The 25,305-nt window shown below is 41.0% G+C and carries 25 protein-coding genes and 1 pseudogene; 9 read left to right on the top strand and 17 right to left on the bottom strand.

The features are described from left to right. Positions 1-90: 90 nt before the first annotated feature. Both msrA and paeA read left to right on the top strand, forming a co-directional pair. Positions 91-732 (top strand): peptide-methionine (S)-S-oxide reductase MsrA, encoded by a 642-nt coding sequence (gene msrA, locus OOA_RS11210; RefSeq protein ID WP_008912262.1) that lies wholly within the window; start codon positions 91-93, stop codon positions 730-732. A gap of 148 nt (positions 733-880) precedes the next feature. Next, positions 881-2,248: a polyamine export protein PaeA gene (gene paeA, locus OOA_RS11205; protein WP_008912261.1), complete on the top strand. Its 1,368-nt coding sequence runs from the start codon at positions 881-883 to the stop codon at positions 2,246-2,248. A 214-nt stretch (positions 2,249-2,462) separates the two neighbouring features. On the opposite strand, the gene OOA_RS11200 is transcribed toward paeA, so the two are convergent. Then, positions 2,463-2,669 (bottom strand): DUF1107 domain-containing protein, encoded by a 207-nt coding sequence (locus OOA_RS11200; RefSeq protein WP_008912260.1) that lies wholly within the window; start codon positions 2,667-2,669, stop codon positions 2,463-2,465. A 306-nt stretch (positions 2,670-2,975) separates the two neighbouring features. Between OOA_RS11200 and OOA_RS11195 the strand changes: the two are divergent. Next, positions 2,976-3,536: pseudogene (locus tag OOA_RS11195) on the top strand (YtfJ family protein). Between the two features lie 227 nt (positions 3,537-3,763). On the opposite strand, the gene qseC reads toward OOA_RS11195, so the two are convergent. Next, the gene (qseC, locus tag OOA_RS11190) at positions 3,764-5,110 is read right to left on the bottom strand and encodes a quorum sensing histidine kinase QseC (protein ID WP_008912257.1); all 1,347 of its coding nucleotides are present in this window, start codon (positions 5,108-5,110) and stop codon (positions 3,764-3,766) included. Next, entirely contained in the window at positions 5,107-5,769 is a 663-nt protein-coding gene (qseB, locus tag OOA_RS11185; RefSeq protein WP_008912256.1) for a quorum sensing response regulator transcription factor QseB, read from the bottom strand. The genes qseC and qseB overlap by 4 nt, the downstream gene beginning before the upstream one ends. Before the next feature lie 178 nt (positions 5,770-5,947). Between qseB and OOA_RS11180 the strand changes: the two genes are divergently transcribed. The 4 genes from OOA_RS11180 to mqo all read left to right on the top strand — a co-directional run bounded on the left by OOA_RS11180 (position 5,948) and on the right by mqo (position 9,740). Further along, positions 5,948-6,352: a YgiW/YdeI family stress tolerance OB fold protein gene (locus tag OOA_RS11180; protein WP_008912255.1), complete on the top strand. Its 405-nt coding sequence runs from the start codon at positions 5,948-5,950 to the stop codon at positions 6,350-6,352. Between the two features lie 192 nt (positions 6,353-6,544). Further along, the gene (locus tag OOA_RS11175; protein WP_008912254.1) at positions 6,545-7,138 is read left to right on the top strand and encodes an NUDIX hydrolase; all 594 of its coding nucleotides are present in this window, start codon (positions 6,545-6,547) and stop codon (positions 7,136-7,138) included. 709 nt (positions 7,139-7,847) lie between these two features. Continuing rightward, positions 7,848-8,237: a cupin domain-containing protein gene (locus tag OOA_RS11170; protein WP_008912253.1), complete on the top strand. Its 390-nt coding sequence runs from the start codon at positions 7,848-7,850 to the stop codon at positions 8,235-8,237. A gap of 9 nt (positions 8,238-8,246) precedes the next feature. Beyond that, positions 8,247-9,740, top strand: a complete 1,494-nt coding sequence (mqo, locus tag OOA_RS11165) for a malate dehydrogenase (quinone) (RefSeq protein ID WP_008912252.1) — start codon at positions 8,247-8,249, stop codon at positions 9,738-9,740. A gap of 166 nt (positions 9,741-9,906) precedes the next feature. On the opposite strand, the gene cysQ is transcribed toward mqo, so the two are convergent. Together cysQ and OOA_RS11155 are read right to left on the bottom strand one after the other, a co-directional pair. Beyond that, positions 9,907-10,647, bottom strand: a complete 741-nt coding sequence (gene cysQ / locus OOA_RS11160) for a 3'(2'),5'-bisphosphate nucleotidase CysQ (protein ID WP_008912251.1) — start codon at positions 10,645-10,647, stop codon at positions 9,907-9,909. 129 nt (positions 10,648-10,776) lie between these two features. Further along, a complete protein-coding gene (locus tag OOA_RS11155) occupies positions 10,777-11,397 on the bottom strand; it encodes a BamJ family beta-barrel-assembly machinery protein (RefSeq protein ID WP_008912250.1) in 621 nt (206 codons plus the stop codon). Positions 11,398-11,628: 231 nt separating this feature from the next. On the opposite strand from OOA_RS11155, the gene OOA_RS11150 reads away from it, so the two are divergent. Beyond that, entirely contained in the window at positions 11,629-12,237 is a 609-nt protein-coding gene (locus tag OOA_RS11150) for a LysM-like peptidoglycan-binding domain-containing protein (RefSeq protein ID WP_008912249.1), read from the top strand. Positions 12,238-12,367: 130 nt separating this feature from the next. On the opposite strand, the gene rplI is transcribed toward OOA_RS11150, so the two are convergent. The 7 genes from rplI to nsrR all read right to left on the bottom strand — a co-directional run bounded on the left by rplI (position 12,368) and on the right by nsrR (position 17,768). Further along, positions 12,368-12,817: a 50S ribosomal protein L9 gene (gene rplI, locus OOA_RS11145; protein ID WP_008912248.1), complete on the bottom strand. Its 450-nt coding sequence runs from the start codon at positions 12,815-12,817 to the stop codon at positions 12,368-12,370. 38 nt (positions 12,818-12,855) lie between these two features. Then, positions 12,856-13,083 (bottom strand): 30S ribosomal protein S18, encoded by a 228-nt coding sequence (gene rpsR / locus OOA_RS11140; RefSeq protein WP_000135199.1) that lies wholly within the window; start codon positions 13,081-13,083, stop codon positions 12,856-12,858. 4 nt (positions 13,084-13,087) lie between these two features. Further along, positions 13,088-13,405: a primosomal replication protein N gene (gene priB, locus OOA_RS11135; protein ID WP_040691386.1), complete on the bottom strand. Its 318-nt coding sequence runs from the start codon at positions 13,403-13,405 to the stop codon at positions 13,088-13,090. Positions 13,406-13,413: 8 nt separating this feature from the next. Continuing rightward, positions 13,414-13,809, bottom strand: coding sequence for a 30S ribosomal protein S6 (gene rpsF / locus OOA_RS11130; protein ID WP_008912246.1), 396 nt, complete (start codon positions 13,807-13,809; stop codon positions 13,414-13,416). Between the two features lie 167 nt (positions 13,810-13,976). Beyond that, positions 13,977-14,714 (bottom strand): 23S rRNA (guanosine(2251)-2'-O)-methyltransferase RlmB, encoded by a 738-nt coding sequence (rlmB, locus tag OOA_RS11125; protein WP_008912245.1) that lies wholly within the window; start codon positions 14,712-14,714, stop codon positions 13,977-13,979. Between the two features lie 66 nt (positions 14,715-14,780). Then, entirely contained in the window at positions 14,781-17,303 is a 2,523-nt protein-coding gene (gene rnr / locus OOA_RS11120) for a ribonuclease R (protein WP_008912244.1), read from the bottom strand. A gap of 42 nt (positions 17,304-17,345) precedes the next feature. Next, entirely contained in the window at positions 17,346-17,768 is a 423-nt protein-coding gene (gene nsrR / locus OOA_RS11115) for a nitric oxide-sensing transcriptional repressor NsrR (RefSeq protein ID WP_008912243.1), read from the bottom strand. Between the two features lie 613 nt (positions 17,769-18,381). Between nsrR and OOA_RS11110 the strand changes: the two genes are divergently transcribed. Continuing rightward, positions 18,382-19,584 (top strand): mechanosensitive ion channel family protein, encoded by a 1,203-nt coding sequence (locus OOA_RS11110; RefSeq protein ID WP_008912242.1) that lies wholly within the window; start codon positions 18,382-18,384, stop codon positions 19,582-19,584. Positions 19,585-19,680: 96 nt separating this feature from the next. Here the strand turns inward: OOA_RS11110 and OOA_RS11105 are convergent, their stop codons facing one another. The 5 genes from OOA_RS11105 to hfq form a co-directional block, all read right to left on the bottom strand. After that, positions 19,681-20,979 carry an adenylosuccinate synthase gene (locus OOA_RS11105; protein ID WP_008912241.1) on the bottom strand — a complete coding sequence of 433 codons (1,299 nt, stop codon included), beginning with the start codon at positions 20,977-20,979 and terminating at the stop codon, positions 19,681-19,683. A 270-nt stretch (positions 20,980-21,249) separates the two neighbouring features. Then, positions 21,250-22,251 carry a protease modulator HflC gene (gene hflC / locus OOA_RS11100; RefSeq protein ID WP_008912240.1) on the bottom strand — a complete coding sequence of 334 codons (1,002 nt, stop codon included), beginning with the start codon at positions 22,249-22,251 and terminating at the stop codon, positions 21,250-21,252. Between the two features lie 2 nt (positions 22,252-22,253). Further along, positions 22,254-23,459 carry an FtsH protease activity modulator HflK gene (gene hflK / locus OOA_RS11095; protein WP_008912239.1) on the bottom strand — a complete coding sequence of 402 codons (1,206 nt, stop codon included), beginning with the start codon at positions 23,457-23,459 and terminating at the stop codon, positions 22,254-22,256. Positions 23,460-23,546: 87 nt separating this feature from the next. Further along, complete coding sequence (gene hflX, locus OOA_RS11090; RefSeq protein WP_008912238.1) at positions 23,547-24,827, bottom strand: ribosome rescue GTPase HflX; 1,281 nt, start codon at positions 24,825-24,827, stop codon at positions 23,547-23,549. Between the two features lie 98 nt (positions 24,828-24,925). Further along, complete coding sequence (gene hfq / locus OOA_RS11085) at positions 24,926-25,219, bottom strand: RNA chaperone Hfq (RefSeq protein ID WP_008912237.1); 294 nt, start codon at positions 25,217-25,219, stop codon at positions 24,926-24,928. Between the last annotated feature and the right edge of the window lie 86 nt (positions 25,220-25,305).

Below are 25,305 nucleotides of genomic sequence, written 5' to 3'. Positions count from 1 at the left end.
TCAATTTATTTTGAGTAAAATAATCTATAGATACAAGTTATTATCCAATTTTTTACCGAAACTGCACACCATCATACATAGGAATCTATTATGTCTTCTAATAAATTACACTTAGTGAGCACTTCGCAAGCACTACCCGGTAGAGACAGTGAGATGCCTCACTCACCTTATCATGCAGTTAACCAGCATTCGATTGATAATATCCCGAAGAATGCCGATGTTGCTTATTTTGGTATGGGCTGTTTTTGGGGCGTTGAGCGACTATTTTGGCAACAACCGGGCGTTTACTCAACATCATCCGGTTACAGTGGTGGAATTACAGCAAACCCAACCTATGAAGAAGTCTGCTCTGGATTAACTGGGCATAGTGAAATCGTCCGTGTGGTATTTGATCCACAAGTGATCAGCTATGCTGATTTATTGACACTATTTTGGGAAAATCACGACCCTTCACAAGGTATGCGCCAAGGTGGTGATATTGGTACACAGTACCGCTCTGCTATCTATACTTTATCAGATAGTCAGCAACAACAGGCAGAAAAAACGTTATCAGCTTATCAGCAAGCAATGGATGCTCAGAACGATTTACGCCCGATCACCACAGAAATCAAACCATTAGACGTATTTTACTTTGCTGAAGACTATCATCAGCAATATCTGCATAAAAATCCTGAAGGCTATTGTGGATTAGGTGGGATTGGCGTTTGTTTACCACCACAGAACATAAACTAGGCAGATAATTTAACCTAATGCTATAATAACGCCACTAATCGAATTTTCGCGCACCCCCGCGCTATTTTTATCTGTGTCGTAGAAACAGTTACCTTCAGAGATCCTAAATAAGATCTCAGCATCTCTGAGGGTGTTATCTGGATAATTTATGCTTAATAGTTTACTTTTCGTTCTCTTGTTATGTGCAATAAGCGCATTTTTTTCATTGTCAGAAATATCACTGGCAGCTTCTCGCCGTATTAAACTTAAATTAATGGCCGATGAAGGTAATATTAATGCTGCACGCGTTCTTAAATTACAAGAAATGCCGGGTATGTTTTTTACTGTCGTTCAAATTGGCCTCAATGCCGTCGCAATCTTAGCTGGTATTGTTGGAGAGTCCGCCTTTTCACCTGCATTACAAGAAGTTTTCATTCAATTTCTATCACCAACTTGGGCACAACAACTCGCTTCAATTCTCTCGTTTACTATCGTAACCAGCTTATTTATTTTACTCGCAGACTTAACACCTAAGCGTATCGGTATGGTGCAACCCGAAGCTATTGCCGTTCGTATTGTTAACCCAATGCGCTTTTGTTTAGCCGTTCTAAGTCCATTAGTCTGGTTTTTTAATGGTCTTGCTAATCTCATTTTCAAAATATTCAAACTACCAACAGCGCGTAACGAAGATATCACCTCTGATGATATTTTTGCTGTTGTTGAAGCAGGTGCAGTTGCTGGTGTGTTACGTAAGCAAGAACACGAGTTAATCGAGAATGTATTCGAACTTGAATCTCGTACAGTCCCTTCGGCGATGACGCCACGTGAAAGTATTATTTACTTCGATAAACATGAATCCGAAGAAAGTATTAAGCACAAGATCTCAACGGAGCCACATTCAAAATTTTTAGTCTGTAATGGTGATATTGACCATGTCATTGGCTATGTTGATTCAAAAGTATTGTTAAATCGGGTATTGAGTGGTCAAAGTCTGAACTTGCAAGATGGAGTGAAAATTGAAACGGCTTTGATGATCCCAGATACACTTTCGCTTTCTGACACACTAGAAGCCTTTAAAGCCAGTGGTGTTGATTTTGCTATTATCCTTAATGAATATGGTTTAGTCATGGGTCTTATCACTATCAATGATGTGATGATAACGTTGATGGGGGATCTCATTGGTCCCGGTCAAGAAGAGCAAATTGTAACCCGAGATGAGAATTCATGGCTAGTTGAAGGCGGAACGCCAATTGAAGATGTGCAACGTATCTTAAACATCGACGATTTTCCTGATTTTAGTAACTATGAAACCATCGCTGGCTTCATGATGTATCGCCTGAGAAAAATGCCGAAACGTACTGATTACGTAAAATATGCGGGCTATAAATTTGAAGTAGTGGATATCGATAATTATAAAATAGACCAGCTACTTGTGACTCGCATCATTACGCCGCCACCGCCAGTGATCGTTCAACCGGGTAAAAAGAACATGGAAACGGCTAACGCAGCTCAACCCGTAGAAGATAAAAAAGAGTAATTTTTAATCGCGAAGCCGTTTCTTTTAACGCGCCACCTCTGCGTGACTGCGTTTTTATACCTTAATAATTTAAGTTACCAACTCGCAATTGATCAATGTAACCCAATGAGCATGCAACCGAATGTGATTTGGGTTGCTATATTGGCAACATCTAGCCGCAACTTAAAAAATCAATCGTATATATTAATCAAACCTCTTCTATTGAAATAAATAACTACCCTAACTCTGCCTGTAGAACAAGGACTTGTTTATTCACTTCACTCATCACATTGTAGTGTCGTTTATCACTCACTTTTGGCGGCAATATTTTGCCATAGTTGAATTCAAAGGCACCGAAGTCTTTGATATAAAGACGGCCACTAAATAGAGTTTTAACGTAGAGTGCAATTTTGGATGGGTTATAACGGTTAAATATTTTCATTAGAACTTTTCCTTTCCTTTTGTCTTACAATACTCAATCACTCATACCGAACACTAATAATAGACCAGTAATATTCACTTTGGTTCTATTATTGCAGTTTTATTCAATTCTCTGACAGAAAATGACAATACAAACCATCCGTCAATTACCTCAAAAACCGTGTATTTATGCTGTTTTTTACAAATATGTTAATTTTCGCATCACAACTCATCGGATGAGCTATGCTATAACTATGTAATACAAGTGCATCTACGTAATAATTCATCGTTATTCCCAAACACGAAAACACAACAAAAAGGTAACACAATGATTAAAAAACATTTTTTAATAGCTTGCCTGTTGACTCTATCATCTACAGCCCTTGCAAATCCTATTCAACTCAATCAACCTGTTCCTACCGTTTCTGTTTCAAGCAAAGGAGAAATGTTATTAAATAAAGAAGGAAAATTTTCATATCAAAATTGGCAGAGCCAGCAATTACCCTGAAAAGTACGTGCAATTCAACACATTGCAGGCCGCTCTTCAGCGAAAGAACTGAATGCATCGTTTATTGAAGCTATCAAAAAAGCAAATTTTCCACACAATACCTATCAAACCACCTCTATTATTAATGTCGATGATGCTATTTTTGGTACTGGTATTTTTGTCAGCAATAGCGTCGAAGACAGTAAAAAAGAGTTTCCTTATTCGCAATTCATTGTTGATAGTGATGGTATTGTGAAAAAAGCTTGGGATCTTGCACCTGAAAGCTCTGCAATTATCATATTGAATAATCAAGGGAAAGTTATTTACTTCAAAGATGGGGTTCTAACACCACCAGAGATAACTAAAGCGATTGAACTTATCAAATCAGAACTCGCTCAGTAATGGTGGTAGCAGGTAGATATAAGATATAACTTCTAAGTGCACGTGAATATCGCCGTCTTGCACTTAGCGATTTGAGTTAACAGGCAAAAAAATTACCTTATAAATAGTGAGTTATTCTGAAAAGGCCTTCTTTTTCTAAAAAAATAAAATGAATAATTATTTTGAATTAGCTAATAACTAATCAATATAACACCACCGTTGAAATTAACACGCCACCTAAATAATTATCACCAATAGATTTTTACACAAAACCCACCCTGCTCAACGTTCGCAAATATCAATCTCAAATGATGTAACTGCGCAATTCTTTTAGCAATAGATAGCCCTAAACCACTGCCTGTTTTCTCCTGCCCTGGCGGACGATAAAAACGCTCACCTAGCCTATTAAGTACATCAGCAGAGACTCCCTGCCCATCATCCGTAATTGCAAGGTAATCGCGGTTCAATTCAACTTCGACTTTACCTCCCGCTTTACCGTAGCGAATAGCATTGTGTAGCAAATTTCTCAACAAAATAGCTAAAAGTAATCGCTGTCCTGTAACCGAAGATGGTTCATCAATAACCGTAATTTCAATAATCGTTTCTACAGCTGCTGCTTCTGATGCAATATCTTTTACCGATGCATCAATGAGAGATAGCCATGATAGTTGCTCAATATCATCGAGCTGAGATAACGATTCCAATCGAGAAAGTGTTAATAGCTGATCAACAAGACGAGCAGCTCTATCAATACCCTCCAATAAGTTAGCGATTGCATGTTCACGAATTGCTGGATCATATCCCGCTATTTGTACCACTTCCGCTTGCACTTTAAGGGCCGCTAATGGACTACGTAATTCATGTGCCGCATCTGAAGTGAATTGCCGTTCCCGAGCAAACATGACTTGAGTTCGATCAAATAAGCTATTTAGTGCATCTAACATAGGTTTTACTTCGGTTGGTAATAGTTCAACCTGTACTGCACTGAATTCATCGGGTTGTCGTTGATATAGCTGGATTGCAACCTGACGCAAAGTACGTAATGCTCGCGTTAATAGCCATAAAAATAAGAAAAGCATGATCGGTAAAGCAATTAACCAAGGTAAAAATTGGGCTACCATAATGTGCATCGCCATTTCTTGGCGATATTCCCATTCTTGCCCCACCACAATGATATATTGGCCCTCTGCTGATTTTAACCAAACAAAACGCCATTCATCATCACTGCCTTTGATTCTACCTTCACTAAAACCTTCTCGACTAAATTCAAATGGTATTTTTCGTCCATTATCACCATCATTGAGCACCATTTCGCCCTGAGGAGTAAAAATGGCAAAAGCAAGTGCTTCATCATCTTGATTACCTCGATTTTTTCGCAACATTTGTTTCGTTTTGGGAAGTGAAGAATTATTAAAATCAATATCCGAAGGTAGAACTGACAAACGTTTTGCAAATACCATTTGCTGCGTATCAAATAGCTCATTAATCGTTTTGTAGGTTTGGTACCATGCGAGTAAACTTGCTGCGCCCCACGTTACCAAGGCTAATAACAGCAACATCAACGTTAGTTTTAAGCGTAAGCTGAACGTTTTCATGAATCTTCACCTAACCGATAACCAACCCCATGGATAGTACGAATAAAATTTGAGCCTAACTTACGCCGCAAATGATGAATGTGAACCTCAACTGCGTTGCTTGAAACTTCCTCACCCCAGTTGTACAATTTTTCTTCTATTAACGCCCGAGATAATACTTTATTAGGATTATGCAAAAATAGCGAAAGAAGTGAGAGCTCTTTGCTTTTTAGCTGTATTAGTTCGCCGTGACATGTCACGCTCATCGCAATTGGATCCATTTCAACATCTGCATGTTTTAATATTGGCGATAGCTGCCCACTACGTCTACGTATCAATGCTTGTAAACGAGCAGCAACTTCTGCTAATGCAAATGGTTTACAAAGATAATCATCTGCACCTTGCTGTAATCCTTGCACTCGTTGGTCAAGGGCATCCCTCGCCGTTAAAATCAGTACTGGTTCGTCACGTCCTTCTGTGCGCCAATACTTTAAAATATCCATACCATCTAAGCCAGGTAAAGAGAGATCCAATATTACGGCATCATAAGGCGCATCAAATAATGCGATTTGCCCTTGCTTGCCATCAGTAAACCAATCAATCGTAAAACCAAGTTGGCTCAAACCCACTTTTAAGCCATCACCAATTAGTCTGTCATCTTCTATTAGCAAAATACGCATGACCACTCCCCCTTACTAGAACATTATTATATTTATCTGATTAGTGTGCTGATGACCAGCTGCAATCAATCAAATTTAAAATATATTTTTTTAATGTGAGTTCTTAAGATCCTGTTAAGAATTTCTTGTTTTAATAGCTTCCGTAAACAAAAGTTGGTCACTAATGGAGAATACCACGATGAAAAAATTACCTTTGATTGCTCTGATTGCTGCATTAGCTTCTGCGCCTGTACTTGCTGCAAATGGTGGCTTTGATGGCCCTGGAGCGACACAAAATACCACGACCCAAAATACACAAGCTGGTGGATTCATTGGTCCTAATAGTGGTGAAACTAATGTTGCCCAGGCAATTGAATTATCAGATGATAGCTGGGTTATTCTTCGCGGGAACATCGTTAAACAACTTGATGAAAAACATTATGAATTTACTGATGGTACAGGCACGATTAATCTAGAAATTAGCCACAAACGCTGGAATGGTGTAAATGTAACACCGAAAGACAAAGTCGAAATTCGCGGTAAAATTGATAAAGATTGGAATTCTCGTGAAGTTGAGGTTAAGCAAATTCAAATCATTAAATAAGATTTGAATTCCGTAATCGATAGTGCAACGGCAGCCATTGATAATGGCTGCTTTGTTACTTATTGTTATTTTGAATATAAATTTATTGCATATCCTCAATATCATGTACCTTCCTCAGTAGTAATTGAAGGTATTTCATGATGATTTCATTAATGCTAGATTATAAGTTATCTCTATTATGAAGGTAACATCATGTCTGCTAAACATCCTCAAATCCGTAATGTTCGTGAAACGTTGCTATCTGATAATTGGTATACCCTAAAAAAATATACTTATGAACTTCAACGTCGTGATGGAAGTTGGCAGGAACAAACTCGTGAATGCTATGATAAGGGTCATGGTGCTACTATTTTGCTCTACAATATAGTCAAAAATAGCATTATCCTGATCCGCCAATTTCGCCTTCCCATGTATATAGATGGCTATAATAATTTTTTGATTGAAGCTGCTGCTGGTTTGCTTGATAACGCCACGCCTGAAGAACGTATTATTGCCGAAACTGAAGAAGAAACAGGTTTTAAAATCAAGAAAGTCGACAAAGTATTTGAAGCTTATATGAGTCCGGGTGCTGTTACTGAAAAAATTTATTTTTACATTGCTGAATATCATGATCATGAGCGCGTAAATGCAGGTGGCGGTCTTGCTGATGAAGGGGAAGATATTGAAGTACTAGAATGGCCTTTCCCAAAAGCCTTAGAGGCAATAAAAAAAGGTGAAATTGTTGATGGTAAAACGATAATGTTAATACAACACCTTGCACTGAATGATATTTTAAAATCGGCTTAGTTTTTAATCATCTTAAAAATGTTCTAAAAATTATTCAACATTTCTGCAAGTAATATACGAAGATAGCCCGAAAGCATAAATTATTAAAACGTTCAGGTTACACTTTTTATCCACATACTCAACCAACTATGCCTTAAAAAATGGTAAATATATACGTAATAAATATAGATTTACCACTCATTTTTAGACTAAAAATCAGAGGGATAAATATATAATGTTAATTGTTTTTTACTATGTTTAACATTAGTTGTGTCTTTTAATGATGAATCGTTAATAGTTATAAATCTGAAATAAACTTTATAATCAAGTAATGAAAAGAATAATTATCAATTAATCAAATTAAGCCTCACGTATTTTTATTTAAGTTATTTTAATATAATCAAAAAACAACCTGCAAATTCCTACAGTATTTATTTTAATTCAAAATACGCTACAATAATTAAATAAGGTTTCTCTTTCAAAATATAACTTCATATATACAAAACGATTAAAGATACATCGAAGCATCAACTAAGTGATTCCACCTAATCCGTATGTATGATCTAAATAATTCGACATACTGGTAAGTAGTAAGCAATACCTTTGCTACAAAAGGAAACGCAATGAAAATAGATAACACTGTGGTTCAGTTTGCAAATATTGCTTACCTCAATAACTAGGGGCTGTTTGAACTATAGCTAGTATAAACTTAATTGAGAGGTTAAATAATATGATACGTTGTGTTCGTATGTGGACTGGTGAAGATGGTAATTCTCTTTTTGAAGAAGGCACTATTGAACTAAGCGGTGGAGCTAGAGGCGATAGCGAAACTCCTGCCATTGCAGTCAGTGAACTCTCTTTTCGTGAAACTACCTCGGGTGGTTCTTGGGATTGGCACAAAGATCCTGTTCCGCGTTATGTTATTACACTTTCCGGTACGTTAGAGTTTGAAACCAAAGATGGCTCAACCTTTATTATTAAGCCAGGTGATATCCTGCTTGCTCAAGACAACACAGGTACTGGACATAAATGGCGTTTAATTGGCGATGAACCTTGGCGCCGCGCTTATGTTGTCTATCAAGAAGGTGCGGAACTATGTTTCAAACCTACTAAGTCATAGGAGTTTTACATGAGTAAGCCTATTTCAGAACAAGTCGATATCGCGCTAATCGGTGCTGGCATTATGAGTACCACGCTTGGTACCTTTTTAAAAGAATTAGAACCTTCTCTCAACATCGCGATATTTGAAAAACTCAATGATTGCGCACAAGAAAGCTCTCACCCTTGGAATAATGCGGGAACAGGTCATGCAGCAAACTGCGAAATGAACTATACCCCACCAAACCCTGATGGTACGGTTGATATTAACAAAGCACTTGAAGTGAATACTGAATTCGATTTATCGCGCCAGCTTTGGTCTTATCTCGTCACAAAAGGTAAAATCAGCGAACCACGTGATTTTATTCACCCCTGCCCACACATGAGCTTTGTTTGGGGTGAAGATAACGTAAAATTCTTACAACAGCGTTACCGCCAAATGTCAGCTCATCACTGCTATAAAAATATGGAATACAGTGATGATCCTAAACAAATTAATGAATGGGCGCCTCTGATCATGGAAGGCCGTGACCCGGCAGAAGCTATTGCAGTAACCCGTGTTATCACAGGTGCTGACGTAGATTACGGTGCACTCACTCATTTGTTAATGGCACAACTTGAAAGGCAACAAGGCTTTGCTGTCCATTACAAACAAGAAGTTATCGACATCAAACAAACCGCTGATGGTCGCTGGAATATTGAGGTTAAAAACTTACTTACTCACGAAAAAACCATCACTTCCGCTAAGTTTGTTTTTGTAGGTGCTGGTGGGCGAGCTATTGAACTACTGCAAAAATCAGGGATCCCTGAAGGAAAAGGCTATGGTGGCTTCCCTGTTAGTGGTATCTGGTTGCGCTGTGATAATGAAGACATTGCCAATCGTCATCACGCTAAAGTCTATGGTAAAGCCGATAAAGGCTCACCACCAATGTCAGTACCTCATTTAGATACGCGCATTATTGGTGGTAAACGCTCACTTCTGTTTGGCCCATACGCTGGCTTTTCGAGCAAATTCCTCAAACATGGCTCTTATTTAGATTTATTTGAATCTGTTAAATTGAATAACATCGAGCCTATGCTAGCTGTGGCAAAAGATAACTGGCCACTGGCTGAATATTTAGTCGGTCAAGTCCTACAAACATCGACTCACCAATTTGCTATGCTCCAGCAGTTCTATCCTGAAGCGCAACGAGAAGATTGGAAAGAAGTAGTAGCAGGTCAACGTGTACAAATCATTAAGCCTGATCATGATAAGAAAGGTGTACTTGAGTTTGGCACAGAGCTCATTACGAGTGCAGATAAATCATTCACTGTTTTAATGGGCGCATCCCCTGGCGCTTCAACTGCGGCCTTTATTTCACTGAATATTTTGAAAACCTGCTTTGATGATCAATTAAAGTCTGATGGCTGGGAAACTCGCTTAAAAGAGATCATTCCAACTTATGGAATCGATTTAAAGCAAGATGCAAAAGCATGTAGCGATATTCGAGCAGCAACGGCTAAAGTATTAAAACTGGATAACTAATTCAATTTGCATACAGGCGACAAAGGAAAATAGTCGAGGGAGCATAGGTAGCTATGTGACTCGACTAGGTTAGCCCAGTCAACAACCATGCATTTGAAGTAAGACGAGTTCAGATGGGGAAATCGAAATATCTACCCGCCTGAACTCTCATTCCTTTCACTTTCAATTAAAATAGTGTGACGCGAAAACCTGGATTTAAGAAAGATTCTTTCGGAGTGTAATCAAGCGTTTTACCATTCCAATCAAGCACCTTAGCACCAGCAGCTATCGCAATCGCATGCCCCGCTGCAGTATCCCATGTGTTGGTCGGTCCGAAACGAGGATAAAGCTGCGCTTTTCCTTCCGCTACCCAGCAAAACTTCAATGATGAACCAATAACGACCGTTTCATGGGTGCCCATCTGTGCTAAGTAATCCAATAATTCATGATCTTGATGGGAACGGCTAATTACGATCACAGGTGGTGTTACGTCATTCACATGGATTTGCTGGATATTGCCACCTTCTTTCTTCCAAGCTTGACCACCCTCTGCGTAATAGAGCAAACCTTTAGCTGGTGCATAAACAACGCCCATTACAGGGGTACCGTTCTCAATTAACGCGATATTTACCGTAAAATCGCCATTACGCTGAATAAACTCTTTGGTGCCGTCAAGTGGATCGATTAGCCAATAACGCTGCCAGCTTTTACGCTCATCCCAAGAGGGTGGTGCTTCCTCAGATAATTGTGGGATATTCGGCGTAATACGTGTTAAACCTGCTGCAATGATATTATGAGCAGCAATATCCGCTGCGGTTACTGGTGAGTCATCACTTTTATGCTCAACCTGTAATGGCTCTTGGGCAGTGTAGATAGCCATGATGGCAGAACCTGCATCGATAGCCAGTTCGCAAATTTGTTTCAACATAATTCACCTCTTTCTCGCTGACTGTTAAAACTAGGTTAGCAGTCGAACGCAGCTAGTGCACCTTTTTTGAGGTAAAAAAATAGCCGACCATAAGGCCAGCTATTTTCAAAAAACACGAAGTTTATTGAATTACAGGATATCCAATAATTCAACTTCAAAAACTAGTGTGCTAAATGGTGGGATCGATGCACCAGCACCACGTTCGCCATAAGCAAGCTCGGATGGGATATACAGCTCCCACTTAGAACCAACAGGCATCAGAGTCAGCGCTTCAATCCAACCAGGGATAACACCGCTTACAGGGAATTCAGCTGGCTGACCGCGTTGTACTGAACTATCGAAAACAGTTCCATCAACCAGACGACCAGTATAGTGGACGCGAACACGATCACTACGTGCTGGGATAGCACCTTCACCTTGGTTGATTACAGAGAATTGCAAACCAGATTCAGTGGTTGAAACACCTTCACGTTTTTGGTTTTCTTCAAGGAATGCTTGGCCTTCTGCTGCCAATGCTTCTTGACGGGAAGCACGAACTGCATCCGCACGTTCATGAATTTCACGTAATGCGTTATGTAACGCTTCTACTGGAACTGAAGGCATATTGCCTTCTAATGCATCAGTTAAACCCGCAAGGATAGCTTCAGGTTTCAGACCATCTAGACCAGACTCTAATAATTGCTGACCGACTTGTAGGCCAATACCGTAGCTTGCTTGAGCTTCTACTGAATCAAAATTTTGGTTTGCCATGAAAATACCTGTATGGTTTTGATAAAAAAACAAGAATAACAGCCCATTACCTATGGGTAAACCTAAACGATACCCCAAAATGATAAAAGCATGCCTTTGTACACGGATCTGCTCAGTGTTCTCTGAAAAATAACAACAAGTTATCAAATTGCTAAAAAAGAATGCTAATATTTCTATAAATACATATCTATTTGCACTACTGTTAAGGCTTTCCTCAATCATGGAGGAGTTATGTTTAAGCTATCGGCATTTCATCGTTATGGTATCGCGATTTTAGCGATTATCATTATCGTCGTACTATTTTGGCCAACTGGGGATAAATCGACGGATAATCGCCCAGCACAACCTATTGTGGTTCCACCTCCAACTATGCCTGAAATAGTTCCCCCAGCCACGATAGAAGAATCAATATCGAATGGTACTATCGAAAAACCACCGGCAGGTATTCCAGCAGAACCTGAAATTATTCAGGAACCCGCTATTGAACTTGAACCATCAAAAAACCCGGTAGAAACCGAAGCACCCGCAACGACTTCCCCCCCAAAACAGACACCACCAAGCACTCATGCATCAGCAAATGAATGGCAAAATTATCAGATAAAAAAAGGGAAAACATTGGCTCAACTCTTTCGTGATAATAATTTACAAGCCAATGACGCCTTTGTGATGGCGCGTGTTGAAGGGACAGAAAAACCACTGAGTAACTTATATCAAGGCCAAAAAATTCGTTTGAAGGCAAATGCTAAAGGAGAGGTACAATTGTTGGAATTGACAACGCCAGAAGGTAATACCTTCAGTTTTGCGCGTTTAAGTGATGGCAGTTACTACCGAACACCTTAGCTTTTTCACTGCCCTCATAGGGTCATGGTTTACGGCAAGATAGCTAAATTTAGATAATAAAAAACACCGGACATGCCGGTGTTTTTTTTGCACTATCGAACGAATTCGACAGTACTACCATCATTGTTGATTACTCAGCAACGATGATAACGTTCAGCTCAGCAAAAACATCACTGTGTAACTGGAAGTTAACTGCATGGGTACCAGTAGTACGCAGAACGCCATTTGACAGGCGAACTTCGCTTTTCGCGATTGGAACGCCAGCTGCTGTAACAGCATCAGCGATATCACGAGTACCGATAGAACCAAACAATTTACCTTCGTCACCAGCTTTAGAAGCTAGAGTAACAGAACCAAGTGCAGTAACTTTTGCTGCACGATCCTGTGCTGCTGTCAGAACGTCAGCTAATTTAGCTTCCAGTTCAGCACGGCGAGCTTCGAAGAATTCGATGTTTTTCTTAGTTGCAGGAACAGCTTTACCCTGTGGTACTAAGAAGTTACGAGCGTAGCCCGATTTAACGTTAACCTGATCACCCAGGCTACCTAGGTTAGCTACTTTATCAAGCAGAATAACTTGCATTACCTTATCCTCTTAAAGTCGTTAATGGACTGAACCAATTACTGATGACGATCAGTATATGGTAACAGAGACAGGTAGCGAGCGCGCTTGATAGCACGAGCGAGCTGACGCTGATATTTTGCACGAGTACCGGTGATACGGCTTGGTACAATTTTACCACTTTCAGTGATATAGTTTTTCAGCGTTGCGATATCTTTATAGTCGATCTCTTGAACGCCTTCCGCTGTGAAACGGCAGAACTTGCGACGACGGAAATAACGTGCCATATGGCTAGTCTCCAGAATCTATCAAATCAATCTGCTCGGCATGAAGAACCAGTTTACTTAATCCATTACGCCCTTGATGAGTGCTAACAAAACCAGTAACTGTAATTCGACTGCCGACCGTTATACTGTGAGTAAGAGCTTGTAAGGTTTGTCCGCTAGCAATTATGGGCATTCGGCACCATGCTTGCCGAGTTAATCCTGCTTCCTGTTGTTGTGAACGATGTTCAAGAACAAACTGGCAGTGAGGAATACCCGACGGACTCACTTTTCGAATCAATGCTTTGCAGACAGTGCCTGTCAACACCAAACGATTAGTGATCACCTATTCAATTACTCTTCAGAATCCCCAGTTTCTTCAGCTTCTTCATCCTGATAATCATCAGATTGGTCACGGCCGCGACGTTCGTCTTTAGCTTTAACCATTGGAGAAGCTTCTGTCACCGCGTGTTTAACGCGCATAACCATGCTGCGGATAACGGCATCGTTGAAGCGGAAGTTAGTTTCCAGCTCATCAATCGCTTCCTGTGGAGCTTCTACGTTCAACAGAACATAGTGAGCTTTGTGCAGTTTGTTGATTGGGTAAGCCAGTTGACGACGGCCCCAGTCTTCCAGACGGTGAATCTGACCTTGTGCGTTAGTGATTGTAGCACTGTAACGCTCGATCATGCCCGGAACCTGTTCGCTTTGGTCAGGATGGACCATAAAAACGATTTCGTAATGACGCATTAGTAGTTGCTCCTTACGGATTATTAGCCTCCTGTCTGGGTTAACCGCGGCCCGCGGAGGCAAGGAACTTGTTGAGTGCGGCTAAAAAATTGACGCGTAACTATACCCATCCCTGAGAAAAAACTCAAGGGATGGCGATAAATATAAATGAATATTTATTGTGCGGCTTATTTTACTGCTCGTTGGCGAACAGCTTCAAACAGACAAACCCCTGTCGCAACAGAGACGTTCAGTGAAGAAACTGTCCCCGCCATCGGGATGCTGATAAGTTCATCACAGTGTTCGCGCGTTAAGCGACGCATACCTTCACCTTCTGCACCCATGACTAGTGCCATGGGTCCCGTCATCTTGCTTTGATAGAGAGTATGATCGGCTTCACCCGCTGTACCGACAATCCATACATCGTGCTCTTTTAATAAACGTAACGTTCTGGCCAAGTTAGTCACGCGGATCAGCGGCACAGTTTCAGCTGCACCACAGGCTACTTTTTTAGCTATTGCACTAAGTTGTGCTGATTTATCTTTTGGTACAATCACCGCATGAACACCCGCAGCATCGGCACTTCGTAGGCAAGCACCTAAGTTATGTGGATCAGTGACACCATCGAGAATCAATAAAAACGGTGATTCCGTTTTTTCAAGAAAATCAGGTAAATCATTTTCTTGATACTGTTTACCCGGCAACACTTTTGCAATAATACCTTGGTGTACACCACCTTCAACTTGTGCATCCATCCACTGACGGTTTGCCATTTGAACCGCAATACCAAGCGCTTCAATCTCATGAATAATCGGCATCAGTCGACGATCTTCACGTCCTTTCAAAATATACACTTCTTTCAATCGTGACATGTCACGCTCAAGCAGGGCTTTCACTGCATGAATGCCGTAAATAATTTCGCTCATAAATTTCTTTTGTGTTGATGAAATTCAAGGTGGCATCACGCCACCTTATTTATTCAGCAGACTCAATTACCCCTCTTTATTTTGGGATTTTTTCGCTGCTCGTTTGGCTTTTAATTTTGCGCTGATTTTCTTCGTTTTGTCAGAGACTTTTTTAGCTTTAGCCTTCGCATCCACATTCTGGTCAGCTTGTTTATCAACTTTCTTATCTACTTTCTTGTCTACTTTTTTATCTACTTTTTTGTCTGCTTTCTTATCTTTCTTATCTGAGCGACGAAACGCTGAGTCAGGCTCGAAGTTTTTCTCTTTGCTTACTTTGCGTTTATTACGCGCTGATCTTGTATCATTCTTGACATCTTTTTTCATTCGGTCACGTGCTGTTTTGCCCGGATTCTTCGCTTTGCGTGTCGTTGAAATCAATGCAAAATCAATAGTTCGTTCATCCATATGGACAGCTTCAACACGTATTTCAACTTCATCACCAAGTCGATACGTTGTTCCTGATGATTCACCAATCAAGCGTTGCCCAACAGCATCATAACGATAATAATCGTTATCGAGTGTAGACACATGTACTAAGCCATCAATGAATAGGTCATTCAGACGTACGAAGAAACCAAAGCCTGTCACACTCGTAATCAACCCTGTAAATACTTGACCTACTTGGTCTTGCATGAAGTCACACTTCAGCCAATCTGCCACATCACGAGTCGCCTCATCAGCACGACGTTCAGTCAATGAGCAGTGTTCACCTAATTGTAGCATGCTCTCCATATCCGAGTGCCAACCACCTGTTGGTGTCCAACGTTGTTCAGCATGCCCCTGCTCTTTGGCAAGTAGGTACTTGATGCCTCTGTGCAAGGTTAAATCTGGGTAACGACGAATTGGTGAAGTAAAGTGTGCATAAGATTTCAATGCAAGGCCGAAATGCCCTCGATTTTCAGGATCATAAATTGCCTGCTTCATTGAACGTAAGATCATAGTTTGCAATAATTCATGATCAGGACGTTCAGCGACTTCATTCATTACACGCGCATAATCTTTTGGCTCAGGTTTCATACCACCCGGCAATGTTAAGCCAAGCTCGCTGAAGACAGACCGCAGATTCATAACGCTCTCTTCTTTCGGGCTATCATGCACACGATACAATGCTGGCTCTTCATTTTTCTCAACAAAGCGAGCTGCCGCAATGTTGGCTAAAATCATACATTCTTCAATCAGTTTATGCGCATCGTTGCGAGTAACAGGCTCAATACGCTCAATGCGACGTTCTGCATTAAAGATAAATTTAGCTTCTTCAGATTCAAAAGATATTGCACCTCGCTCTATGCGAGCGGAATCTAATGCTTTATAAAGCTCGTGCAGCTGTTCAATATGTGGCACTAATGCTTTGTAGTGCTCACGCAGCTCTTCGTCACCTTGTAGGATCTTCCATACTTTGGTGTAAGTCAGTCTAGCGTGAGAGTTCATCACTGCTTCATAAAATTTATATGAAGATAAACGACCAGACGCTGATACTGTCATCTCACACACCATACACAAGCGATCAACGCCTGGATTTAGTGAGCATAGACCATTTGATAATACTTCCGGTAGCATCGGCACAACTTGTGATGGGAAATAGACTGAGTTACCACGACTACGTGCTTCATCATCAAGACCCGTTTGCTGGCGGACATAATAGCTAACATCAGCGATAGCAACCCATAAACGCCAGCCACCGCCTTTTTTCGGCGCGCAATGTACCGCATCATCAAAGTCACGAGCATCTTCACCATCAATGGTGACAAGTGGTAAATCACGTAAATCAACTCGACCTTTTTTCGCTGATTCAGGTACTTGTTCACTAAGGTCTGCAACTTCCTTTTCAACCTTAGCAGGCCATGAATGCGGAATTTCATGAGTACGTAACGCAATTTCAACTGCCATACCTGTACCCATGCTTTCGCCGAGTACTTCAATAATATTACCCACTGCTTGAGAACGACGTTGTGGTCTTGAGATTAATTCCACAACCACTACATTTCCCATGCGAGCACCATTAATATGGTCTTTTGGAATTAAAATATCAAAGCTTAAGCGACTATCATCAGGGACGACAAAGCCCATATCCGATTCAATAAAATAGCGCCCGACGATTTGGTTATTACGTGGCTCAAGAACGCGTACCACACGCACCTCAGTACGCCCTTTACGATCTTGCCCATGGGCTTGCGCCAAAATCACATCACCGTGCAACGCACGTTTCATCTCATCTTGAGATAAATAATAATCTTCTTTTTTACCATCAACACGCAGGAAACCATAACCATCGCGATGACCAATAACTTTACCTTTAAGTAAGTCTAAACGCTCTGGTAATGCATAACACTGACGGCGGGTAAATACGAGTTGCCCATCTCTTTCCATCGCACGAAGGCGACGGCGTAATGCTTCAAGCTCTTCTTCTGAAGAGAGGTTTAATAATTGTGCGATTTCTTCGCGTTTTGCAGGTGTTGCCCGCTTAGTGAGAAGTTCAAGAATAAATTCTCTACTTGGAATCGGGGATTCGTATTTTTCTGCTTCTCTTTCCTGAAAAGGATCTTGTGACATCGTTACCTCCGTTGTCATCAGAATTTGTTATTACTGCATTATTCAGTTGAGCAGTAATTGATAAAGCGGGCTGTTGTCTTTGACCATATCAGCCAGCGTATGTTTATCGAGTTCTTGTAAAAATTGTTGTACTGCCTGTTGAAGAACACTTTTCAAACGACAGGCAGGTGTAATATGGCAAAATTCGCTACTGCAATTAACAAGCGTTAGGGGTTCAAGTGCTCTGACTACATCCCCAATACGGATAGACTCTGCGGGTTGACCAAGTGTGATCCCGCCATTTTTACCGCGCGTAGCTTTAACATAGCCAAGATGACTGAGCTGATTAATAATCTTAACCATATGATTGCGGGAAACACCATAAACATCAGTAACTTCTGTGATACTGGTCATTTTCCCTTCAGGAAGTGATGCCAAATAAATCAGAGCCCGTAATCCATAGTCTGTAAAACTCGTTAGCTGCACAATCACCTCAAAATTTTTGGCTTAACCATTGTTATATCACTACTTGAACCATATACACCCTAAATAATTCGAGTTGCATCTAGATGCTCGTGAAACTATTTGATGACATAAAGCCAATAAGCGTAATTTACTGTGTAGTTCGAGTCACTAAGCACTATAACCTACCAACAATACACGAGATACAACTTGAAATATGATGGGTATATTCTGGTTTAGCTTATCATAAAGGTGAAATCTCTGCCCGAAGACAAATAGCCCCTCATTATTACATATTATTATGCGAGCGTTTTACGCTTTTAGAATAGTTCACAAAAAGGCATCAGCAACTGAGCTATTGTTTTAATGCGACAAAGGTAGCATTTTATCCGCAGCTATTTTTGATTATATATCAGCGACAAATTACATGAAAAGATAGCCGCACATATCATAACATAAATTCTTAAAGCTACTTCTGCTGTTAAAGTTCGCTCATCGGGAACATAATCTATTTTAATATCCAATCTATACTACTAAAACAGACTAATTTCTAACCATCACTTTTAACAACAAGTTTTTTTATATTGTTTGTTTTACAATAGTCAGTCGACATACTGCATATATACGATAGAATAATATGAATCAACTTATTGAAATATATGATTTCATCTCAGAAAGCCCGTCATTAATGACAGCACTTTTAGTGGTTATTCTGCTACTAACTTGGTTTGTAGGAAAAGTCATTTTCCTGAGGTTTGCTAGACGATTATTGCCACTATTCACTAACTTAACCGATGATGAATTGATTGATGGCGTCGCCAGAAAAATTGCCTCTATCGTTGCCGTAACATTGGTGTTGTACCTCAACCAAATACTGCCTTCATTTTCCGAAGAGATGAATATGGTATTTAAGACAGTTTGTTGGTCCCTCATTATTATCAATATTGCTTCATTGGTTAACGACGGCCTTGATGTATTTATTCTCAGGCAAACAAGAAAGACGCTACATAAGAATAACTCGATAAAAGGCTACATTGAAATAGCCAAAATTATTGTGTGGATTATTTCGTTCATCTTAATAATCGCACTCATGACGGAACAATCACCGGTTATTATCATTTCTAGTTTCGGTGCGATTGCTGCGGTATTGATGTTTATTTTTCAACATACGTTGCTTTCATTTGTTGCTAACGTATTAGTTTCAAATGGAAAAGTTTTAAAACTCTATGATTGGATAGAACTACCAAGTAGTAATATCAGTGGCGAAGTTATCGATATCGCCTTGCATACTATTACTGTTCGTAATTGGGATAACACAATCTCCCGCATTCCGACCAAAGATTTTTTAACAGAAAAATATACTAACTGGCAGCCAATGTTTTCTTCAGGTGGACGCCGAATCAAACGCAGTTTTTATATCGACCAATCTTCGATTTCATTTGCAACAAAAGAACTTTTCACTGAACTAAAAAATATCGATCATCTTCGCCAAAACTGGGAAACAATGCTAGGTACACGCAACGATATTGATGATGTTAATGAGTGGATGGTTAACAATGGAGTCACGAATCTTCAGCTGTTTCGAAAATACATTTTAAATTGGATAAAAATGCGGGGTGATGTCAGGACGGATATGTATTTGGTGGTCAGAACCATGCCACCTACACCAAATGGTTTACCCGTGGAAATCTATTGCTTCACTCGTTCAACAACGTGGGTGGACTATGAAGAAGCTCAAGCCGAAATTTTCGAATACGTTAACGCTTCAGCAAAATATTTTAAGCTGAAAATTTACCAACACCCATCAGGGAATGATTTAGCCAATTTAAAGCTTAGGTAATCCGATAGCAAAAAACACCGAATTAATCGGTGTTTTCAGTTGTCTGCGTTGACTTGGTCATTAACAGCTCGCTAAAGAGAGCTGTTACCAGAATGACTATGCGTCAAACGGGTCACGCAGAACCATCGTTTCTGAACGATCAGGACCTGTTGAGATAATATCAACTGGAATACCCGTCAGGTCTTCAACACGTTTGATATAATCTAAAGCGGTTTGTGGCAACAACGCTCTATCTTTAACACCAAATGTGGTTTCACTCCAACCTGGTAGTACTTCGTAGACAGGCTCTAAACCTTCCCACTCATCCGCAGCTAAAGGCGTAGTTTCAAGCACTTTACCATCTGGACGGCGATAGCCTACACAGATTTTAACTTCTTTCAGACCATCTAAAACATCTAATTTGGTCATACAGAAGCCAGATAGTGAGTTGATCTGAACAGCACGATTAATTGCAACGATGTCTAACCAACCAGTACGGCGCTTACGACCTGTTGTTGCACCAAATTCTTGGCCTTTTTCACGCAGGAACTCACCTGTTTCGTCAAAAAGCTCAGTTGGGAATGGACCTGCACCAACACGAGTTGAATAAGCTTTAATAATGCCTAGCACATAGCTCACATAACGTGGGCCTAGACCTGAGCCTGTAGCAACACCACCAGCAGTGGTATTTGAAGATGTTACGTACGGATAAGTACCATGGTCAATATCCAATAAAGTGCCTTGTGCACCTTCGAACATGACTAATTCATTCTTCTGATGTGCTTTATAGAGCAGATCAGAAACATCAACTACCATGCCAGTCAGAATATCTGCAACTGCCATGATGTCATCAAGCGTTTTCTGGTAGTCAACCGCTGGCTCTTTATAATAATTCACCAGTTGGAAATTATGGTATTCGACGATTTCTTTGAGTTTTTCTGCGAAGGTAGCTTTATCAAAAAGATCACCGACACGTAAACCGCGGCGAGCAACTTTGTCTTCATAAGCAGGACCAATACCACGGCCTGTAGTTCCGATAGCTTTCGCGCCACGTGCTTTTTCACGGGCATTATCTAATGCAACGTGATAAGGAAGGATCAGTGGGCATGCTTCTGAAATATATAAGCGCTCGCGAACAGGAACACCACGATCTTCTAATTGTTTCATCTCTTTCATCAGTGCGTCAGGTGCAAGTACAACACCATTTGCAATAATGCTGATGACATTTTCACGAAGAATACCAGATGGAATTAAGTGGAGAACGGTTTTTTCACCGTTTACAACTAGAGTATGGCCAGCATTATGGCCGCCCTGATAGCGAACTACATATTTAGCACGCTCTGTCAGCAAGTCAACAATCTTGCCCTTCCCTTCGTCACCCCATTGGGTGCCCAGCACGACAACGTTCTTACCCATTTCGAAATACACCCGGTTGCTTAAAAATGAATTCTACCATCTAAAATAAACTGTTCCAGTTATTTTTGGCACCGCAAAAATTTTTTTTCTGGAAAGCAAGTAAAAATGGTATTTTTTATTTCTGCCATAAGCCCAACTGGCAGTTACCAGCGAGAGAATCATGAATTTTGTCTTAAAAATTCGATACTTAGAATGACAGGCGAAAAAAAAGCCTGCGAAGCAGGCTTTTCTTTACTAGGTTAACAGTTATTTTAATCCGTTGCACGCAACTTAATCTGCTGGACGTATTTTCGTCGGTGCCTTCATGAAGCGGAGGAAATCAGTATCTGGACTCAATACCATTACGTCATCACCACTCTTGAAGCTTTGCTCATAAGCACGCATGCTACGAATAAAGGCATAAAACTCTGGATCCTGATTAAAGGCATCAGCAAATAGTTTTGTTGCCATCGCATCACCTTCACCGCGATTAGTCAGTGCAGTACGCTCAGCTTCCGCCAGCGTTTCTGTTACTGTCTTATCGGCGACCGCACGAATTTTCGTTGCTTCTTCTTGACCTTGTGAACGATGCTGACGAGCAACAGCTTCACGCTCTGCACGCATACGTGCATAGATGGCTTCAGAAACTTCGTTTGGTAATTCGATACGTTTGATACGAACGTCAACCACTTCAATACCTAACGCCGCCATACTGTTTGCATTAGCAACAAGTGGCTTTAGGTTCGTTTCTTGTTCAACGCGAGCAGCAGCTGAAGCGATAGCAGCATCAGCTTCTCGCGTTTCTTCATCTGTTGCTGTTCCTTTGTTTAGTGCATCACGGACGTCAACCGTTAAACGACCACGAGAATCTGTGATGATATCTTTTACGCTCAGACGACCAAACTCAGAACGTAAACGGTCACTAAACTTACGCTTTAACAGTGTTTCTGCCTGAATCGGGTTACCACCACCAGTTGCCACATAGTAGCGGCTAAAGTCAGTGACGCGCCATTTTAAGTATGAATCTACCATCAAGTCTTTATTTTCACTCGTCAGGTAACGGTCAGCTTGGATTTCAAGCGTCTGAATACGAGCATCAAGCATTTTAACCGTTTCAAGGAATGGCACTTTAAAGTGTAGACCTGGCTCATAAATGATCGGTATATTTTCAGAATCACGCAATACCTTACCAAAACGCAGCACAATACCGCGATCGGTTTGAGGAACAATAAAGATAGATGCGTAAGTAACTGCCAAAATGGCAATAACGATAACGATTAGCGATTTACGCATGATTATTGTCTCCCTACTCTAACGGCATCACCACCACGAACAGCACCACTTTGTTGCACTGGTGCAGTACTAGATGAATTACTTGTGTTTGAATTCATCACTTTTGACGGTAGGCCTGTTTTTGGTGCTGCGTTGTCGCCACTACCACGTATCAATTGGTCTAATGGTAGAACTAACATACTGTTGCTCTTATCATTTGCAATAATTTTACGTGTGCTGCTTAAAACGCGCTCCATAGTGTCAATGTAGAGACGTTCACGTGTAATTTCAGGCGCTGCACGGTATTCTGGCAACATCTTAGCGAAACTAGCGACCTCACCCTCTGCTTTAAACACCACACTGGCCTTATAAGCTTCGGATTCTTCGATCATTTTTTGAGCATTACCTTTTGCCAGCGGCAAAACTTCGTTACGGTAAGCGTGTGCTTCACGAATTGTTTTTTGCTCTTCTTCCCTTGCAGAAATTACGTCATCAAACGCGGCCTTAACATCTTCTGGCGGACGAGCAGCCTGGAAGTTGACGTCAAGTAACGTAATACCCATCTTATAAGGTGCAATGGTAGCTTCAAGATCCCTTTGCGTAACATCACGAATAAATGCACGATTCGTCGTCAGTACCTGCTCCATAGCAGACTGACCAATAACACCACGCACTGCACTATCAAGCGCTTGACGTAAGCTGTTATCTGGGTTCGTGACACTGAATAGGTATTCAGCAGGATCAGTAACACGATACTGTACGTTCATTTCAACGCGGATCACGTTTTCATCTGACGTTAACATCATGCCATTGGTTGCTTGCTCACGAACGGTTTCGACATTGACTGGAATAACCCTATCAATAAAGGTTGGTTTCCAGTTCAAACCAGGCCCAACAACACCACTATATTCACCAAAGCGTAATACAACACCTCGGTCACTTTCCTTAATGGTATAGAAACCTGATCCTGCCCATACAACAACAACAGCTGCAAGGGCTAAGATACCAATACGGCCACTGATTTGTAATGGTTGTTTATCACCACCATCACCACCGCCACCACCGCCTTTTTTACCGCTAAGCTTACTGCTCAGCTTACGAAAGAGATCGTCGAGATCAGAAGCCCCGCGTTTTCGACCATCTTTATTCCCGCCAGAGTTGCCGCCTTTATTGCCGCTTCCCCACGGATCGCGGTCTTGTCCGTCATTACCGGGCTGATTCCACGCCATGTTTTAGCTCCATATCTTTATGATTGATTTTTCGGGCTAAGAGCAACAAGGTCGCTCTTAATATCAATTCCATTTCCTAGCGACATGTTAAATAACATAACTAGGTAATTGTTGTTCCTGTTTACACAAACGACACCAATCAACCATCGGCATGCGCACTTCGAGGCCGATTGAACCGTCCTCTTCTAGCCATTCACGTTCAATAGCATTGAGTTGATAAAAACGGCTGCGCAGGCGACCTTCATTTGGCGGTAAACGTATTTCAACATGTGCGATTTCACCTGAAAGACGTTCCGTTAATGCTTGTAACAACAAAGGGATACCATCACCTGTTTGCGCTGAAAGCCAGACACGAACAGGTTTATTATCCTCATTTCTATCGATACGCGGGACAAACTCCTCCAGCATATCAACTTTGTTCATGACTAAAAGTGTTGGAATTTCATCAGCTTCAATTTCTTCCAATACACTTTCAACCGCTCGAATATTTTCATCCAAACGGCTATCTGCTGCATCAATTACATGCAACAATAATGTTGCCTCACGAGTTTCTTGCAGCGTTGCTTTAAACGCAGCAACTAAATCGTGGGGCAAATTGCGAATAAACCCAACAGTATCCGCAAGTACAACTGTTCCAACATCATCAACATCAATACGTCTTAGCGTTGGGTCAAGTGTTGCAAACAGTTGGTCAGCAGCATAAACGTCAGAAGCAGTCATCCGGTTAAATAAGCTTGATTTACCGGCGTTGGTATAACCAACAAGTGAAATAGTTGGAATATCCGCTTTATTTCGAGCTTGCCGCCCTTGCTCACGCTGCTTTTCAACTCTGCTGAGACGAGATAAAATCTGACTGATTTTCACTCTAAGTAACCGACGGTCTGTCTCTAGCTGAGTTTCGCCGGGACCACGTAAACCGATCCCGCCTTTTTGTCGCTCAAGGTGAGTCCATCCCCTAACTAAACGGGTGGACATATGACGTAATTGCGCTAGCTCAACTTGAAGTTTACCTTCATGTGTACGCGCCCTTTGAGCAAATATATCTAAAATTACGCCCGTACGGTCAACGACCTTACATTCGCATAACCTTTCGAGATTACGTTCTTGTGCTGGGGTAAGAGTATGGTTGAACAACACCACGTCTGCACCACTTGCCTGCACTGCCTCAGCGATTTCCTCCGCTTTCCCTTCTCCGACATAATACTTGGGATGGGGGGATTTACGACTGCCTGTTACTATCTGTACGGGTTTAACACCCGCAGATGTCACTAGTGACTCAAATTCTGCCAGATTTTCAGTGTCCTTTTCTTGGGAGAAAAAGACATGTACCAATACAGCCAGCTCACCGCCTTCATACCTATCAAACAAGGGCTATAACCTCTTAGGTTTAACTATAAATACAAAGGAAAAACACAGGTAAAGTCTCCCTACCTATGTTCTCCTTGAATATTAACGTGCAACCTGAATTACTCAGCAGCTTCGCCATCCTGCTGTGCAGGCGTTCCACCGTGGTAATTATTGCCTGGGCCACCAGCAGCACTACCGCTGTGATGAGAAACAGGACGCGCAGGGACAACGGTAGAGATAGCGTGTTTATAAACCATCTGGCTAACCGTGTTTTTTAGTAAAATGACAAATTGGTCAAAAGATTCAATCTGCCCCTGCAATTTGATGCCGTTAACTAAATAAATTGAGACCGGAACCCTTTCACGACGTAATGCGTTCAGGAACGGATCTTGCAAAGATTGCCCCTTAGCCATTTTATGTTTTCCTTATTTTGTTGTTTTTAAATGAGAACCTTACGATTCCAAAAAGTAACTACTCAAAAATTGCGCTTAACGTTCTA

The organism is Providencia burhodogranariea DSM 19968 (assembly GCF_000314855.2).
GTDB classification, from domain to species: domain Bacteria; phylum Pseudomonadota; class Gammaproteobacteria; order Enterobacterales; family Enterobacteriaceae; genus Providencia; species Providencia burhodogranariea.
The sequence above is the reverse complement of the archived record's forward strand: the minus strand, read 5'-3'. Positions and strand labels throughout refer to the sequence as shown.